Source organism: Bradyrhizobium sp. USDA 4454 (assembly GCF_054822705.1).
In genome coordinates, this window is record NZ_JBTRCN010000001.1 from 7,005,767 (window position 1) to 7,019,892 (window position 14,126).

Sequence of the window (14,126 nt, forward strand, 5' to 3'; positions counted from 1 at the left end):
GACGAGCGGGCAGCTCTTGGGCAGGGATTGGCAAGAACGGGGCCGCCGCCTATGCGCGCGGGGTTACCCAACGCTAATGTCTCGCCGATATGGCTAACCGCGATATTTCCGGAGCCGGCCGCCGTGGCCGACAGGGACTGAATGACTGAACCACCCCGATATCGTGCGCTGTTTCTCGGCGCCGGGCCGCACATGCACTGCGGCGTCGGGCAATTCACTCGTCTGTTGCAGGAGACGATCGACAAGATCGAGCCGGGCGCCAGCACGGCGTTAGCCCTGACGCAGGTTGACGGCACGATCGCCGAGATCTGGCGTGCGGTCGGCAGCGCCAACACCGTGATCTGCAACTTCCCGATCGTGGCCTGGAAGCGCGTGATCGCGCGGCCGCTGCTCGCGCTGCTGTTCGCCCGGCTGCGGCGCCGCAAGGTCGTGCTGATCCAGCACGAATGGGCCGGCCTCAACGGCATCCGCCGGCTGACCTACATCCCGGCGCTGTGGCTCGCCAATACCGTCGTGATGTTCTCGCCGCTGGTGCGCCGCGAGCTCGCCAGCGATCCGATCATGCGCGGCATGGCGCGGAAATGCGTGCTGGCGCCGCTGCCGCCGAACATCGCAGCACCCGCCGGCTTCGCCGATTCGATGCTGCTGCAGCGGCTCGTCCGCGCCCGCAGCGACGGCCAGTTGATCATCGGGCATTTCGGCTCGATCTATCCGGGCAAGCAGCCGAACGGGCTGCTCGAGATCGGCGCGGTCCTCAAGCAGCGCGGCCTGCGGCCCTTGATCGTCTATATCGGCTCCTTCATCCGCGGCACCGACAATATCGAGCAGAAGTTCTATGCCCGGGTCTCCGAGCTCGGGCTGAAGGGCGACGTGATCGTCTCCGGCTATGTCGCCTCCGATCACGAGGTGTTCGGACTGCTCGGCGAGACCGACGTGTTCTGCTACCCGCTCGACGAGGGCCTGACCGCGCGGCGGTCGAGCATTCTGGCCTGCGTGCAGTCCGGCCGGCCGCTGATCGTCACCGGCCCGGCGCTACCGGACGAATTCGACCATCATCCGCGGTTCAAGGAATTGATCGACCGCGGCGTCATCCTTCTGGTGCCGCGCGACGCCGACAGCGTTGCATATGCCGACCGCATCGTCGCGGCGCTGAAGCGGCCGACCGTGCACGTGCCATTCGATTTCGACGGCTGGTGGACCGACGTCGCCAACGCGGTCCGCGCCCAACTGTAGAACACGTCATGCCCGCATCCGGAACCGGGCCAGATAATGCAGCCCGAACACCGCGATCAGGAACGTCACCCAGATCGTATCCGCGCGGTCGAGGAAGAAGCTCTCCATCGACGACAGATAGAGACCGAACAGCCAGATGCGCAGGAACAGCAGTGTCAGCGGCGTGTCGTTGCCGCCGAGATCGGCGGCCTGGAAGTCGCGCAGCGGCTTGATGACGACGGCCGCGATCAGCAGCGCAAGGCCCGGCAAGCCGGTGCCGAGCGCAGCGTCGAGATAACCGTTGTGGCTGTGCGAGGCGTAGCCCGCCCACTCCTTGCCCTCCTGCAAATTCTGGATCGCGTTGGTGCCCCAGAACGATTCGAAGCCGTAACCGGTCCATAGCCGCTGGTGCAGCGAGTCGAGCGCGAACGCCCAGATGTCGGCGCGGCCGGTGAAGGAGGTGTCGAGCGGCAGCAGATTGGCGATCGCACCCAGCGTGTCGCTCATGACGGTGCCGACGCTGAGCAGATTGAGCAGCACCAGCGGCGTCAGCAACAGCAGTGTGCGGGCCCAGAGCGAACGGATCACGGACATCAACGAGGTCAGCAGCAGCACGGCGACGCAGAGCACGATCGCGCTCTTGCCGGCGGTGAAGAACAGGAACGCCGCAGCGAGGGCGGTCACCGCGGTGCCCGACAGCCAGCCGCCCGCCCGCATCAGGTAGATGCCGAGGAAGATCAGCATCGCCATCATCGCAGCCGCGACGTTCTTGTGGCCGAACGCGCCGCGCCAGTTGCCCGCTAGCGCCGGCTCCTGTGGATCGGTCGCCTGATGGATCGACAGATGCGGCGCCAGGAAGACGCCGAGAAAGCATGTCACGAGCAGCACCAGCGCGGCAATGCTGAACCAGCGCATCAACTCGCCCTGCGACTTCGGCAGCAGCAACAGCGTCGCCGTCACCACGATGACGAACACCGACAGCGCCAGGCGCTTCAGCGAGGTGGCGGGATCGAACGAGAATATCACGGTGACGCAGATCCAGACACCAAACAGCAGGAATGCCGGCGTCATCAACGATTTCAGCGCCGGCAGGTTGTCGCGAACGGTGAGCGCCAGCATCGCAACCATCAGCACGCCGAACAGGCCGTAGAGAACGGCCTCCCTGCCCGAGGTCACCTCGCCGACATGGAAGCCGCTGAGATCCTCGAACGGATGCAGCGAGATCCAGACCAGCAGCAGAATGCCGATGAAGAATGCGCAGCGGACGATGTCCATCACCGGCCGCCGCGCGATGTCGGCGACCAGCGCCCGGCTCTCGGCGGTGACGGACAACTCGCTCACGAGGCGATCTTCGAAGCCGCGTAGGGCTGCGGCTCGATACCGAGCACCGCCAGCGCGCTGCCGACCGCAACCACCATCGGATGCATCGCGATCACCGCCTGTTGCTCGCGCAAGACGATGCGGGTGAAGCGATACAGTGAGAACGGCACCAGGCCGAACATCTTGGCCTTGACGACCGCGCGCGACCACATGGTCTGCGCCGCCTTGCGCTCGATGTGATAATTGATGGCGCCGATCCGCAGGCCGCGCCGCACGATCCATCCGAGATTGGTGCGGCTTTGCGGGACGGTCTCGTTGATCACGGCCTCGGTCACCCAGTAGAAGCGGAAGCGGGCGCGGCGCGCCCGCGCGAAGAAATCATGATCGCCGCCGCCGAGGAAGTTGAAGCGCAGGTCGAAGGCCGGCTGCCCCAGCCGCTCGAACACCACGCGACGGATCAGGCAGTTGCCGCAGCCATAGATCACCGGGACCGGACCGCTTTTGTGATAGGCCGGTGCGAACGCCGGATGGCGCTTGAGCCCGCCCTTGTGCTCGTCGTCGAAATCAGGCCACACCGGCCCGCCGATGATCTCGGCGCCGGAGGTCTCGGCGGCCTGCAACATCCGCTCCAGCCAGTCCGGCGAGGCGACCTCGTCGTCATCGATCATCAGGAAATTCGTGGCGTTCGGGAAGGTCTCGAGCGCGGTTTCGAACGCTGCATTGATCGCCTGGCAATTGCCCTGACGTGGCTCGACGATGCAGGCGCCGCGAAGCCGGCCGGAATTGAGAAACTCGGCCGCGACCGGCGCGCTCTCGCAATGCGCGGCATCGTTCTCGACCACGACGACCGCGAAGCGGCATTCGGTGCGCTGTGCCGCGATGGACTCCAGCGTCAGCCGCAAGTGCTTGGGCCGGCGGAAGCTCGGAATGCAGATGACGGTCTCGATGGAGCAATCGAGCGCCGGCGAGGTCGTGACCCAGGCGCGGTCGGCTACAGCAGGCTCGGTCGACATCTCCATGCCCTCCTGGCAATCGCGGTCGCACGACGCACGCATCATCCCGGCACGGATCGGAATGGGACATGACCGTCCCAAAGTGACCGATGCAGGCGGCAATACGGACGCGGAGCGCACGTTACGGCGGGCACATGGCAAAATCCGCTCCAAACGCGGCGCGTGTTGCCGCAACATCGTCACAAGGTTAATTAGCGACGCGGTTCTGCCGGCATGGAAGGCAACACGCGTGAATAGCCGCGTGACCGGCACCGTTCGGTTAGCGGACTCTTGGGGTTAAGAGCCGGCACGCACGCCCGTGGAGTCCTTCGAGCTTTAACTGGCATTCAATTTGCTGATCGACCCATAAATCCGCGATCGATCTGACCGCAACAACGCGAAACACTGCCTGAGGTTCACCTTGAAAGCGCTCGACCTCGTCTCGCTCGGTACCAAGCACGTCCGCAACGCGCTCTCGGAAGAGCTCTATTTGCGCACCGGACGCGACGTCACGCGGCCGGCCGCGATCTTCGCGGAAGTGGTCGAGCGCTGCAATTACAAATGCCGGTATTGCGATTACTGGCGCCGCCCGAGCTATCGCGATGAGATGTCGATCGCCGAATGGCAGCGCGCGCTGGCGAGCCTGAAAGAATTCATCGGCGCCTATCACGTCGAGTTCGCCGGCGGCGAGCCCTACATCAAGAAGGGCTTTCTCGACCTGCTGCGGTTCTGCCGCGACAACGACATCCATTGGGGCGTCACCACCAATGGCGGCGCCTATCTCAACCGGAAGATCGTGACGCAGACCGTCGAGGCGCGCCCGTTCAACATCAACATCTCGATCGATTCCACCGATCCCACGATCCACAACTACTCGCGCGGCGTCGAGAACTCGCTGAGCGACATCGTGCAGGGCATCCGCAACGTCGCCGAGCAGCGCCGCGCCGAAGGCCTCGACTTTCCGATCATCATCAAGCCGGTCGTGCACAAGCTGAATTTCCGCCGCTTGCCCGAAATGGTCGACTGGATCCAGCAGATCGGCGCCACCGCGCTGAGCTTCCAGCCGGTCGAGCAGGGCACCCAGGAGGTCGAGGACGAGCTGTGGCTCGGCGAGAGCGAGCTGGATGATCTGATCAAGGTCCGCGACGAGCTGCTGCGCCTGAAGAGCGCCGGCGCGCCGATCCTCAACGGCGAGGCCGTGCTGCGCGCCTGGCCGAACCATTTCCGCCGCGAGAAGGCGCCAAAGGAAGTAATGCCCTGCCGCGTCGGCATGCGGAATTACTTCATTCGCTCTGACGGCCGCCTCGAAGTGTGCTGGTTCTTCAAGCCGATCGGCAATGTGCGCACTCAGACCGCCCGCGAGATCTGGTATGGCGAGGAAGCACAGGCGCGCCGCAAGGAAACCATCGCCTGCGACAAGCTCTGCCTGTTCACCTGCCTCGCGCAGCGCACGCTGCAGGACAAGCTGAAGATGGGCCTGACCCTGCTGACCAACACCAAGGCCGCCTGACGCAGCGATGCGAAACGACGAGGCCCGCTCTGTCAGAGCATGGACCGGGCTTTTGCTTGCGCGAATGGGGACCGCCGGTCAGCCCGCAAACAGCTTTCGAAACAGGCTGCCGGCTTCCGGAAACTGGCCATTGTCGATCTGCGTCGGCCACACGCCATCGACATCGAAATAGGCCGCATAGGCGATCGCAGCCTGATTGGCCGCGAACCAGTCGTGCATCTGCTGCACGAAGAACGCGTTGTCGCCGGCCTGGCCGACGCCCCATTCCGGATAGCTCATCAGCTTGCCGTGCATGGCCGCGAACGCGCGCTGCCATTCAAGGCCGTAGGGCGCCTTGAGGTAGGAATTGGTCCAGCGCTCCTCCGCACTGGTTTCCGACTTGAAATCGTAGACGTCGAGGCCGATCGTATCGACGACGTCGTCGCCGGGATAGGCCTCGTCGGCCGGCATGTCCTGAAGTCCCCAGCCCGGGCACCAGTCGAACTTGAAGCCATTCGAGCGCGCGCGGAAGATCGCAACCACATGGCGGAAGGCCTGGATGTACTCCTCCTCGTATCCCCGCGCGAACCAGCCCATGTTGGAGATGTTCATCTCCCAGCCGAGCCGGATGATCGCCTTCGGATGCGCCTCGGCAATCGCGCGCGCGGCTGCGTCGAACTCGGCGTCATGCGCGCCGCCGGCAACATCGGCGAGCGACGTGCCCGTGATGGTGAGCGGCACCGACCACACCAGATTGCGCGCCGGATTGAGTTTCTTCCACAGCCCCGGCACCCAATCCAGTTTGTGAAAGTCCTCCCAGCTGGCCTGGCCGTAGAAGTCGACGCCGAGCACCGACGAGCGCGGCCGATTGAGCCACGTCTCCCAGGCCTGCAACATGCGCTCGCGGCCGGTCTCGCCCCAATTGACGAATGCGCCGGCAAACCGCGCCGAATTCGCGCCGAGCTGCGAACGGGCTGTCGGAGCGCCCCGCGCGGCCGGCAGTCCGCCGAGCGCCAGCGCCGCGACCGCAAGGGCACGGCGGCGTGTGATTCCGCGATCACTCGGCATCGCATGCTCCTGCTGGCTGGCGCGCGGCGCACGTGCCAAAAACGCACAGGCCCGGCGGCAAGGCTGTCTCGAAATGGATTGGCACTACGGCCCGCCGTTCGACCGCGCCGATTGCCGATCGGAAATGCCACAGAATCCGCATCCGCCCCCACCTGCGCCGATCGCGTCGGCTTTCGCGACCCGAGCCTTGCAACATCCGGGCAACTTCCCGATCCAGCGTCAAAATCGCGCAATCGGACAGTTGTTTCTGATCGTTAATGGTCCGGGCAGGCCGCCATCTACCATCACTTAACCATCAAGGCCGCCGGCGGGGCGGTCAAGACGCCCCGGCACCGATCTTGCTGAACTGGGGTTCAGGACAAGCTTGGCGGTCGCGATGTTCCGTCCTGAAACGGTGTCGCCGGAGAGAGTTACGAGATGAACCCTGTCGCGTTGCTGACCCCGACCTATGGGCGCGATCTGGAAATCTGCACGCTGCTTTGCGAAAGCGTGGATCGCCACGTCACGTCCTTCTCCAGGCATTATCTGCTGGTTCCGGATTGCGACCTGTCGATGTTCGCGCCGCTCGCCAGCGAACGCCGCATCATCATTCCGGCGTCATCGTTCCTGCCCGATTGGCTGCGGCCGCTGCCGCGAATGATCCAGCGCAAGCGCCGCCAGTTCTGGTGGTCGCTGCGTACCAAGCCGGTGAACGGCTGGCACGTGCAGCAGATCCTGAAGATCGCGGCGACGATCTCGCTGCCTTATGAGCGGTTCTGCATCCTGGATTCCGACATCGTGTTCTTCCGCGATTTCGACCTGGCGCGCTTCCAGTATCCGAACACGATCCCGCTGCTGAAGATGGCCGACGCGGTCACAGCAGACCAGCCGCGTCATTCGCGCTGGCTGGCGACCAGCCATCAGCTGATCGGCCTGCCGACCCCGCCGTTCCCAGCGCCGGATTTCATCGGGCACATCATTTTCTGGGACAAGCAGACCACACGCGCACTGGCCGAGCGCATCCAGGCCGTCACCGGCACGAGCTGGATCGAGGCGCTGTGCCGGACCCGCGAATTCTCCGAATACCTGCTGTACGGCTTCTTCGTCGAACACGACGAGGCGTCCGCGCTGCGCCACTCGGTCGTGCCGAAGACGCAATGCGTCAGCTACTGGGATGATCCGACCCTGAGCAAGGACGAGCTGACCCGGCTGCTGCTGCGCGCCAACAGGGACGACGTGGCATTCTCGATCGCGTCCTTCTCGGGGACGCCGGTCGCGACCATTCGCGAGGTCGTGGCCGAGAGCGACGCCATCCTGGCGTCGTCGGCGGCCGCCAGGCCCGCGGAGCTTGCCGCGTCATGCTGATCGGACAGGCCAGCATCAACCTGACCGCCAACGTGCTTTCGGCACTGCTCGGGCTGCTCAGCGTGTTCGTCTTCACGCGGCTGTTCGCGCCGCATGACTATGGCGTTTACCTGCTGGGCACAGGCTTCGCCTCCGTCATCTCCGTCTTCCTGGTCGGCTGGTTTCGCAACCTGATCCTGAGCGGCCATGCCCGCAACGACGACACCGACGTCCGCGGCCTGGTGGCATCGGGCTACCTGATCTCCTGCCTCGCCGCACCGTTCGCCTATTTGCTTGCGCGTCTGGTCGGGCTTGATGCCACCGCGGCGCTCGCCGCCGTCGCGCTCGCGATTGCGATCGGCCTGTTCGAGCTGACGCAGGACCTGCTGCGCGCCAGGCTGAAGGCGCTCTCGGTGATGAAGGCAACGCTGGTCCGCGCCGGTGCCCTGCTCGGCCTTGGCGCCGTCGTCGCAACCGCCAGCCCGACCGGCGTCATGCTGTTGCCCGCGGCCGGCGCCGCCTATCTCGTCGCCGTGCTGGTGCAGTCGCGCAACGCGTGGCGCGGCACCATCGTCAATTTCGGCAGCAACGATTTGTGGTCGCTCGCCCGCGCCGGCCTGCCGCTGACCCTGTCGCTGACGCTGCTTGCGATCTCCAGCGTAACCGACCGCTTCATGATCGCGAACCTGATCGGCACGGCCGACGCCGGCAAATATGTCGCAGCGCTCGATCTTGTCCGCCAGACCCTGATGATGCCCGCGATGAGCATGGCGGCGGCCTTCTTTCCGATGGCCGTGCAGATCCAGGCACGGCACGGCGATGCCTCGGCCGCCATCAGGACCCATCTTGCGGACTGCCTCGAGCTGCTGGCCGGCGTCACGCTGCCGACCTGTCTCGGCTTTGCGCTGATCGCCCCGCATGTCGCCAACGTCATCCTCGGCACCGACTTCCGTGCGCTCGCCAGCGAGATCATGCCGATCATCGCAGCCGCCGTGCTGTTCCAGGTGCTGACGCAGCAATATCTGCATGCGAGCTTCCTGCTGTCCGGACGCAACTCCTTCTATCTGATCAACACCGCCTCGATCATCGCCGCCAACGTGATCCTGTCCTACGTGCTGGTGAGCCTCTACGGCACGATCGGCGCGGCCTGGGCGAGGCTCGGCGCCGACGTCACGGGCTTTGCGTGCGCCCTGGTCCTGAGCCGCTTCGCCTTCCGGATTCCGATCCCGCTCAGTCGCCTCGCGCTGATCGTCATCGCCGCGCTCGCGATGGCGCTCACCGTCGCCGCGCTGGACCGCGCCTTGGACCTTGCCGACCTCCCCGCCTGCAGCGTGCTGATCGGCGCCGGGTTCACCGTCTACGCCGCGCTCTGCTGGCTGTTCGACATCGCGCGCGTGCGCGGCCGGCTGAAGCGGGGCCTTCTGATGTTGAAAACCAGATTTGCAAAACAGCAACGTTGGATGAGCCGATGACCAAGTCTCTTGCGCTCGCTGCGCGTCCCGCTCCACTCGCCGAGCTCCCGATGCCCACCCCCGCTGACATCCATCCGGAATCGCTGCTCGCCTTGCCGCCCGGCGAGGCCAAGCAGAGCCTGCTCACGGTCCACAGCATCCTCGAGGCGCGGCTGCCGGCCGGACCGCTTGCGATCTACGAGGCCGGCGGCGGCTCGACCAGTTATCTGCCGCTCGGCGTGCTACGACGCGCGCATGTGACCGTGGTCGACATCGACGCAGACCAGATCCGCAACAACGACTATGCGCAGGAAGCGATCCTCGGCGACATCCAGACCTATCGCTTCCCGCGGCAGCGCTTCGATCTGATCATCTGCTACAACGTCATTGAGCACATCCCCGATGTGGAAGCCGTGCTGGGCGGGTTCTGCGAGGCGCTGAAGCCGAACGGCCTGCTGCTGATCGGCGCGCCGAACCCGAAGTCGCTGTCGGGCATCGTCACCAAGTATTCGCCGCACTGGTTTCACGTCTGGTTCTACCGCCGCGTCCGCGGCGAGAAGAAGGCCGGGCTGCCGGGCGAGGCACCGTTCCCGACCCACTTCCATCCGCTGGTCACGCTCGACAAGCTCGAAGCGTTCGTGGCCACCCGCGGATTGCAGGTCATCTACCGTAAGAAATACGAGAGCCCGCGCTATCCCGAGATGCGCCGGCGCATGCCGCTGCTGGCCGCGGCAATCGATGCGGCCGCGAAGATGATGAACGCGCTGCTGCCGGGCAAGATCGACGTCCGGCACGGCGACTATCATGTGATCCTGCGGAAGCTCGGCTGATGAACGCATTGTGGTCGGAGGCCAGGGTCAAGGTCAGCCACCGGCTGGCGATGCATGTGCAGGTCGAGCGCTTCCGCCTGAACAATGCCACGCCGATGGTGAGCTTCACCTTCGACGATCTGCCGAAGAGCGCGGCGACGTTCGGCGCCGACATCCTGGAATCCTACGGCGCGCGCGGCACCTTCTACGTGTCGGGCGGCCTGGTCGGGCTCGACGCGCCGGACTGGATCACCGGCAGCGCCGATGACGTCGTCTCGCTGCATCGTCGCGGCCACGAGGTCGGCTGTCACACTTTCTCGCACCGCCGCGCCTGCGATCTCGACGAGACGTCGCTGGCCGCGGAGATCGCCCGCAATCGCACTTATTTACATTCGCTCGATCCGACCATGTCGGTCGAGACCTTCGCCTACCCGTTCGGCTACGGCTCCTATGCGCGGAAGCACCAGCTGAAGTCGGAATTCCTGACCTGCCGCAGCATCGTGCCTGGCGTGAACAGCGGCGAGGTCGACCTGCAATTCCTTCGCGCGATGCCGCTGATCGACCGCCAGATGTCGCGCGAGCGGATCGACCTGGCCTTCGCCGAGGCGACAAACGCTAATGGCTGGTTAATTTTCTACAGCCACGACGTCGCCGACGTCCCGAGCCTTTACGGCTGCACGCCCGGCCTCATGACCTACGCGCTGGAGGCGGCGGCGCGGCGCAATGTCCCCGTTCTGACCATGGCGGAGGCGTTCCGATGCGCCCGCGCTTAAACCCTTTGTTTGCCTTTCTGATGAATAGTCGGCGAATGAGTATGGTTAATTTTTCGTGTCGCGCTTTTTCCGCGTGCTCTTGTGCGCGTCGTGTGGCCCGAAAGAGAGATCCTCAGCCGATGCGTGCGGCCATTCAGACGGAAGCTGGGGTCGATGCTTAGCTATGACCAGCCGATCAACTCGGCCAAACCGGAGCCGCGCCGGGCCGCAAGCCCGGTTGGCTTCAACGTGCTCGAGCTGATCCGGCTGCTGTGGGAACGCAAGGTCGCGATCGTCTCGGTCGCCCTGCTCTGCGCCTGCATCGCGGTTGCGATCGGCAAGAGCCTGACGCCGAAATACACCGCCGGCGCCCAGCTATATGTCGATCCACGCGAACTCCAACTCGTCGAGCGCGAACTGACGCCGCGCGCCCAGGACGTCTCCGGCCTGTCGATGGTTGTCGAAAGCCAGTCGCGCCTGATCACATCAAACAATGTGCTGCTGCAGGTGATCCGCGACACCAACCTCGTCAGGGACTCCGAGTTCGGCGGCGGCGCCGCAGGCAAAGGCCTGCTCGGCTCGCTGCTCGGCCTGATCGGCATCGAGCCGCGAACCACGGCGGAACAGCAACAGCAGATCGAGATGAATACGCTCGATACGCTGAACCGTCATATCAACGTCAAGAAGACCGATCGCACCTTCATCGTCGACATCGACGTGTGGTCGCACGATCCCGTCAAGGCGGCGATGCTCGCCAACGCGATCGCCAAGGCTTATCTCAGCGAGTCCAAGCAGTCGCAGGCCGATGCCGCGCGGCGCGCCACCCGCGACCTCTCCGGCCGGCTCAAGGAGCTGCAGCAGCGTCTGCGCAATTCCGAAGAGGCGCTCGCGGCCTACAAGGCGCAGAACAATTTCGTCGGCTCGCAGGACAATCTGCTGACCGACCAGCAGCTCTCGGGCGGCAACCAGCGGCTGGCCGCAGCGCGCGCCCAAACCCTCGATGCGCAGGCCAGCTACGACCAGATCGAGGCCACCCGTCGCGGCGCGACCGACCCGGGCGCGATCCCCGAAGCGGTACAGTCGCCGACGATCGCCAATCTGCGCTCGCAATACGCCGATGCGAAGAAGCGGCTGGCGGAAATGCAGGGCGAGCTTGGGCCACGCCACCCGGATCTGCGCAAGGTCGAGCAACAGGTCGAAGACCTGCGCCGCACCATCAAGGAAGAGGTCGACCGCGTTGCTCTGGCCGCCAAGAACAATCTTACCCGGGCCCGCGACTACGAGGCCTCGCTCAACAAGGCGCTAGACGTTCAGAAGCGAAAGAGCGTGCAGATGAGCCAGGCCTCGGTGCGGCTGCGCGAACTCGAGCGCGAGGTCGAAGCCAGCCGCGACGTTTACCAGTCCTTCCTCAAGCGCTCGCGCGAGACCGAGGAACAGGAGAGCCTCAACACCTCGAGCGCGCGCGTGATCGGCGATGCCACGATCCCGCAGCAGCGCACCTTTCCGCCGGCAATGAGCCTGCTCGCGATGATCGGCTTCATGTTCGGCGGGCTCGCCGCGGCGGGCTGGATCGTGGCTGCCCGCCAGCTCGCGCCCGGCGCCGATCCGATCCGCCCCAAGCTCCAGCCGAAGCAGGATCCGGCATCGGAACGGCGGCCCGTGATCGCCAAGGCGAAGCCGCTCGTGCCGGCGCCGCCTGCGATGCAGCCGGCTGCCGGCACCATCGACACGCCGGTGGTCGAGAAGCCGCTGATCGCCGAGCTGCAGGAATCCGACGTGATGCGCACGCTCGGCGGAATCCTGAGCGGCGACAGCCTGGTCGACGTCACGCGGTTCGGTTGGCCGACGCTGCGCACCAGCTCCGCGCTCGGCCCGTTCTCCAACACGATGCGACAGATCCACGCGGCGCTGGCGACGCGGACGGCGCCGGGCAGCGTCCCCGTGCTGGCCGTGATCGGCAGCGCCGACGGACCCGATCGCAGCGTGGTCGCGCTCAACATCGCGCTGGTCGCCGCGCGCGACGGCGCCCGCGTCCTGCTGATCGATGCGGATGCGACCGCCCACGCGCTGACCGACAGGGTCGGCCATCCCGTGCAAAGCAAGCCGAGCCGGCTCGACTGGCTCACCATCGGCAGCAAGGCGTCACGCGCCGTCAACACGGCTAACGGCATTGCGATCCTGCCGGTGATCGGGGGCAATTCCACCGAGCCGATCCGGAGGGCGATCGCGCAGGCGCGCTCCGCCGGTGGCCACGACCTCGTGATCCTCGACGGTCCGGCGATGCCGTGGGGTGCGGACGAAAAGCGGCTGTTCGACATGGCCGATGGGCTGGTCGCGGCGCTGCCGGTGGATCGCGACATCAACGCATCGATGGAAGACATCATCACGGCGCTCGGCGGTGCCGAGCGCAAGCTTGCCGGTGTCGTTCTCAACGAACTCCAGTCCACTGCCGCAAAGCAGCAACCTGACAAGCAATATGCGTGAGCGGTGCGCCAGCCGCGCCGCCTTGCGCAGCGCGCCTGCGCCGGCGAACGCGAGTTGATCGTCCGATGCACCGGCCGCCGATCCCCGCCATCATTGCCGCCGCATCCATTTTGCTCTCGGTTGCCGCGCGGGCCTGCCCCGCGTTGATCGAGGGCGTTCCGGAAGACCGGCTGACCGCGCTGTCACGAGGTGTCAACGCCGACGGCTGGATCGCTGATCCGCGATCGGCGCCGCCTCGCAGCCTGCTGCTCGAGCTGCGCAAGGCCGGCTTGACCCACATCCGGCTGCCGGTGCCTGCCGACGTCGTCATGCCGCGCTTCGCCACCAAAGCGGAGATCGACGGCCGCCTGCACACCGTCGATGCCGCGCTAAGGACCCTGCTCGCGCTCGGCTATTCCGTCTCGATCGACCTGCATTCCGGCCAGCGCTTCAACCCGCTGCACAGGGACGATCCGCCCGCCGCGATGACCGAGATGAAGAGCGCCTGGACCGAGCTCGCACGCATCATGCAGCGCTACCCGCCCGATCGCGTGTTTGCGGAGCTGCTGAACGAGCCCGAGGTCGATGCCACGCAATGGCAGGGCGAAGTCCGGGAGCTGGCCGGATTCATTCGCCACTTGCTGGCGCAAACCACGCTGATCACGGGCCCGGTCAACTGGCAACGCGCGGATTCGCTGCCAGGGCTCACGCCGCTCGACGATCCGAACGTGGTCTATGCCATCCATTTCTATGATCCGATGGTGTTCACCCATCAGGCCCATTGGGATCCTGATGAGCCGCTGCACGACGTCACCGGGCTGCCCTATCCGCTTCGCGCCGACGATCCCAGGGTTCAGCAGCTGCGCGCGCAGCTCACCGCATTGAACAAGCCCAAGGCGCTCGCGATGGTCGACCGCGCCACCCCCGACCGCGGCATCGAGCAATGGCTCGCGCCCGCTGTCGCCTGGCAGCGGCAATATTCGCGTCCGATCATCATCAATGAATTCGGTGTGCTCAAGGCCGGGGCGCCGCGCGACAGCCGGCTGCGCTGGCTCGCCGGCGTGACGACCTATGCCCGGCAACAGTGCTGGGGCTGGGCCCATTGGGAGCTGTCGCAGGGCTTTGGGCTGGCCGACGCCGCCACCGGCAAGGCCGACCGCGACGTGCTGCGCGCGCTGCTCGGGACCCGCTGAGCCTTCTGGTTAACCGGTTCTTACACAATGCGCGGCTAGATCGACGATACGGGC

Annotated in this window: 11 protein-coding genes; 8 read left to right on the forward strand and 3 right to left on the reverse strand. The window is 65.7% G+C overall.

Features of this window, described 5'->3' with window-relative positions; genetic code table 11:
* Positions 1–141 precede the first annotated feature (141 nt).
* On the forward strand, positions 142–1,233 hold the full coding sequence (locus ACVIW0_RS32630; RefSeq protein WP_461356091.1) for a glycosyltransferase family protein: 1,092 nt from the start codon (positions 142–144) through the stop codon (positions 1,231–1,233).
* 6 nt (positions 1,234–1,239) lie between these two features.
* Here the strand turns inward: ACVIW0_RS32630 and ACVIW0_RS32635 are convergent, their stop codons facing one another.
* Together ACVIW0_RS32635 and ACVIW0_RS32640 are read right to left on the reverse strand one after the other, a co-directional pair.
* Entirely contained in the window at positions 1,240–2,553 is a 1,314-nt protein-coding gene (locus ACVIW0_RS32635) for an O-antigen ligase family protein (RefSeq protein WP_461356092.1), read from the reverse strand.
* Positions 2,550–3,545 (reverse strand): glycosyltransferase family 2 protein, encoded by a 996-nt coding sequence (locus ACVIW0_RS32640; RefSeq protein WP_461356093.1) that lies wholly within the window; start codon positions 3,543–3,545, stop codon positions 2,550–2,552. Before ACVIW0_RS32640 ends, ACVIW0_RS32635 begins: the two co-directional genes overlap by 4 nt.
* Before the next feature lie 400 nt (positions 3,546–3,945).
* On the opposite strand from ACVIW0_RS32640, the gene ACVIW0_RS32645 reads away from it, so the two are divergent.
* Positions 3,946–5,034, forward strand: a complete 1,089-nt coding sequence (locus tag ACVIW0_RS32645; RefSeq protein ID WP_461356094.1) for a radical SAM protein — start codon at positions 3,946–3,948, stop codon at positions 5,032–5,034.
* Positions 5,035–5,112: 78 nt separating this feature from the next.
* Here ACVIW0_RS32645 and ACVIW0_RS32650 read toward each other — a convergent pair whose 3' ends face one another.
* Complete coding sequence (locus ACVIW0_RS32650; RefSeq protein ID WP_461356095.1) at positions 5,113–6,081, reverse strand: glycoside hydrolase family 26 protein; 969 nt, start codon at positions 6,079–6,081, stop codon at positions 5,113–5,115.
* A 417-nt stretch (positions 6,082–6,498) separates the two neighbouring features.
* Between ACVIW0_RS32650 and ACVIW0_RS32655 the strand changes: the two genes are divergently transcribed.
* The 6 genes from ACVIW0_RS32655 to ACVIW0_RS32680 all read left to right on the forward strand — a co-directional run bounded on the left by ACVIW0_RS32655 (position 6,499) and on the right by ACVIW0_RS32680 (position 14,072).
* On the forward strand, positions 6,499–7,425 hold the full coding sequence (locus ACVIW0_RS32655) for a DUF6492 family protein (protein WP_461356096.1): 927 nt from the start codon (positions 6,499–6,501) through the stop codon (positions 7,423–7,425).
* Complete coding sequence (locus ACVIW0_RS32660; RefSeq protein ID WP_461356097.1) at positions 7,419–8,876, forward strand: lipopolysaccharide biosynthesis protein; 1,458 nt, start codon at positions 7,419–7,421, stop codon at positions 8,874–8,876. Before ACVIW0_RS32655 ends, ACVIW0_RS32660 begins: the two co-directional genes overlap by 7 nt.
* On the forward strand, positions 8,873–9,685 hold the full coding sequence (locus ACVIW0_RS32665) for a class I SAM-dependent methyltransferase (RefSeq protein ID WP_461356098.1): 813 nt from the start codon (positions 8,873–8,875) through the stop codon (positions 9,683–9,685). Before ACVIW0_RS32660 ends, ACVIW0_RS32665 begins: the two co-directional genes overlap by 4 nt.
* On the forward strand, positions 9,685–10,437 hold the full coding sequence (locus ACVIW0_RS32670) for a polysaccharide deacetylase family protein (protein WP_461356099.1): 753 nt from the start codon (positions 9,685–9,687) through the stop codon (positions 10,435–10,437). Before ACVIW0_RS32665 ends, ACVIW0_RS32670 begins: the two co-directional genes overlap by 1 nt.
* A gap of 153 nt (positions 10,438–10,590) precedes the next feature.
* Positions 10,591–12,900: an exopolysaccharide transport family protein gene (locus ACVIW0_RS32675; RefSeq protein WP_461356100.1), complete on the forward strand. Its 2,310-nt coding sequence runs from the start codon at positions 10,591–10,593 to the stop codon at positions 12,898–12,900.
* A gap of 65 nt (positions 12,901–12,965) precedes the next feature.
* A complete protein-coding gene (locus tag ACVIW0_RS32680) occupies positions 12,966–14,072 on the forward strand; it encodes a glycoside hydrolase family 5 protein (protein WP_461356101.1) in 1,107 nt (368 codons plus the stop codon).
* The last annotated feature ends 54 nt before the right edge of the window (positions 14,073–14,126 follow it).

What these genes read in the sequence shown, in the direction of transcription:
- ACVIW0_RS32670 (WP_461356099.1), top strand. Translation starts at nt 9,685, where the DNA reads ATGAACGCATTGTGGTCGGAGGCCAGGGTCAAGGTCAGCCACCGGCTG.
- ACVIW0_RS32630 (WP_461356091.1), top strand. Translation starts at nt 142, where the DNA reads ATGACTGAACCACCCCGATATCGTGCGCTGTTTCTCGGCGCCGGGCCG.
- ACVIW0_RS32650 (WP_461356095.1), bottom strand. Translation starts at nt 6,081, where the DNA reads ATGCCGAGTGATCGCGGAATCACACGCCGCCGTGCCCTTGCGGTCGCG.
- ACVIW0_RS32655 (WP_461356096.1), top strand. Translation starts at nt 6,499, where the DNA reads ATGAACCCTGTCGCGTTGCTGACCCCGACCTATGGGCGCGATCTGGAA.
- ACVIW0_RS32680 (WP_461356101.1), top strand. Translation starts at nt 12,966, where the DNA reads ATGCACCGGCCGCCGATCCCCGCCATCATTGCCGCCGCATCCATTTTG.
- ACVIW0_RS32640 (WP_461356093.1), bottom strand. Translation starts at nt 3,545, where the DNA reads ATGTCGACCGAGCCTGCTGTAGCCGACCGCGCCTGGGTCACGACCTCG.
- ACVIW0_RS32660 (WP_461356097.1), top strand. Translation starts at nt 7,419, where the DNA reads ATGCTGATCGGACAGGCCAGCATCAACCTGACCGCCAACGTGCTTTCG.
- ACVIW0_RS32675 (WP_461356100.1), top strand. Translation starts at nt 10,591, where the DNA reads ATGCTTAGCTATGACCAGCCGATCAACTCGGCCAAACCGGAGCCGCGC.
- ACVIW0_RS32665 (WP_461356098.1), top strand. Translation starts at nt 8,873, where the DNA reads ATGACCAAGTCTCTTGCGCTCGCTGCGCGTCCCGCTCCACTCGCCGAG.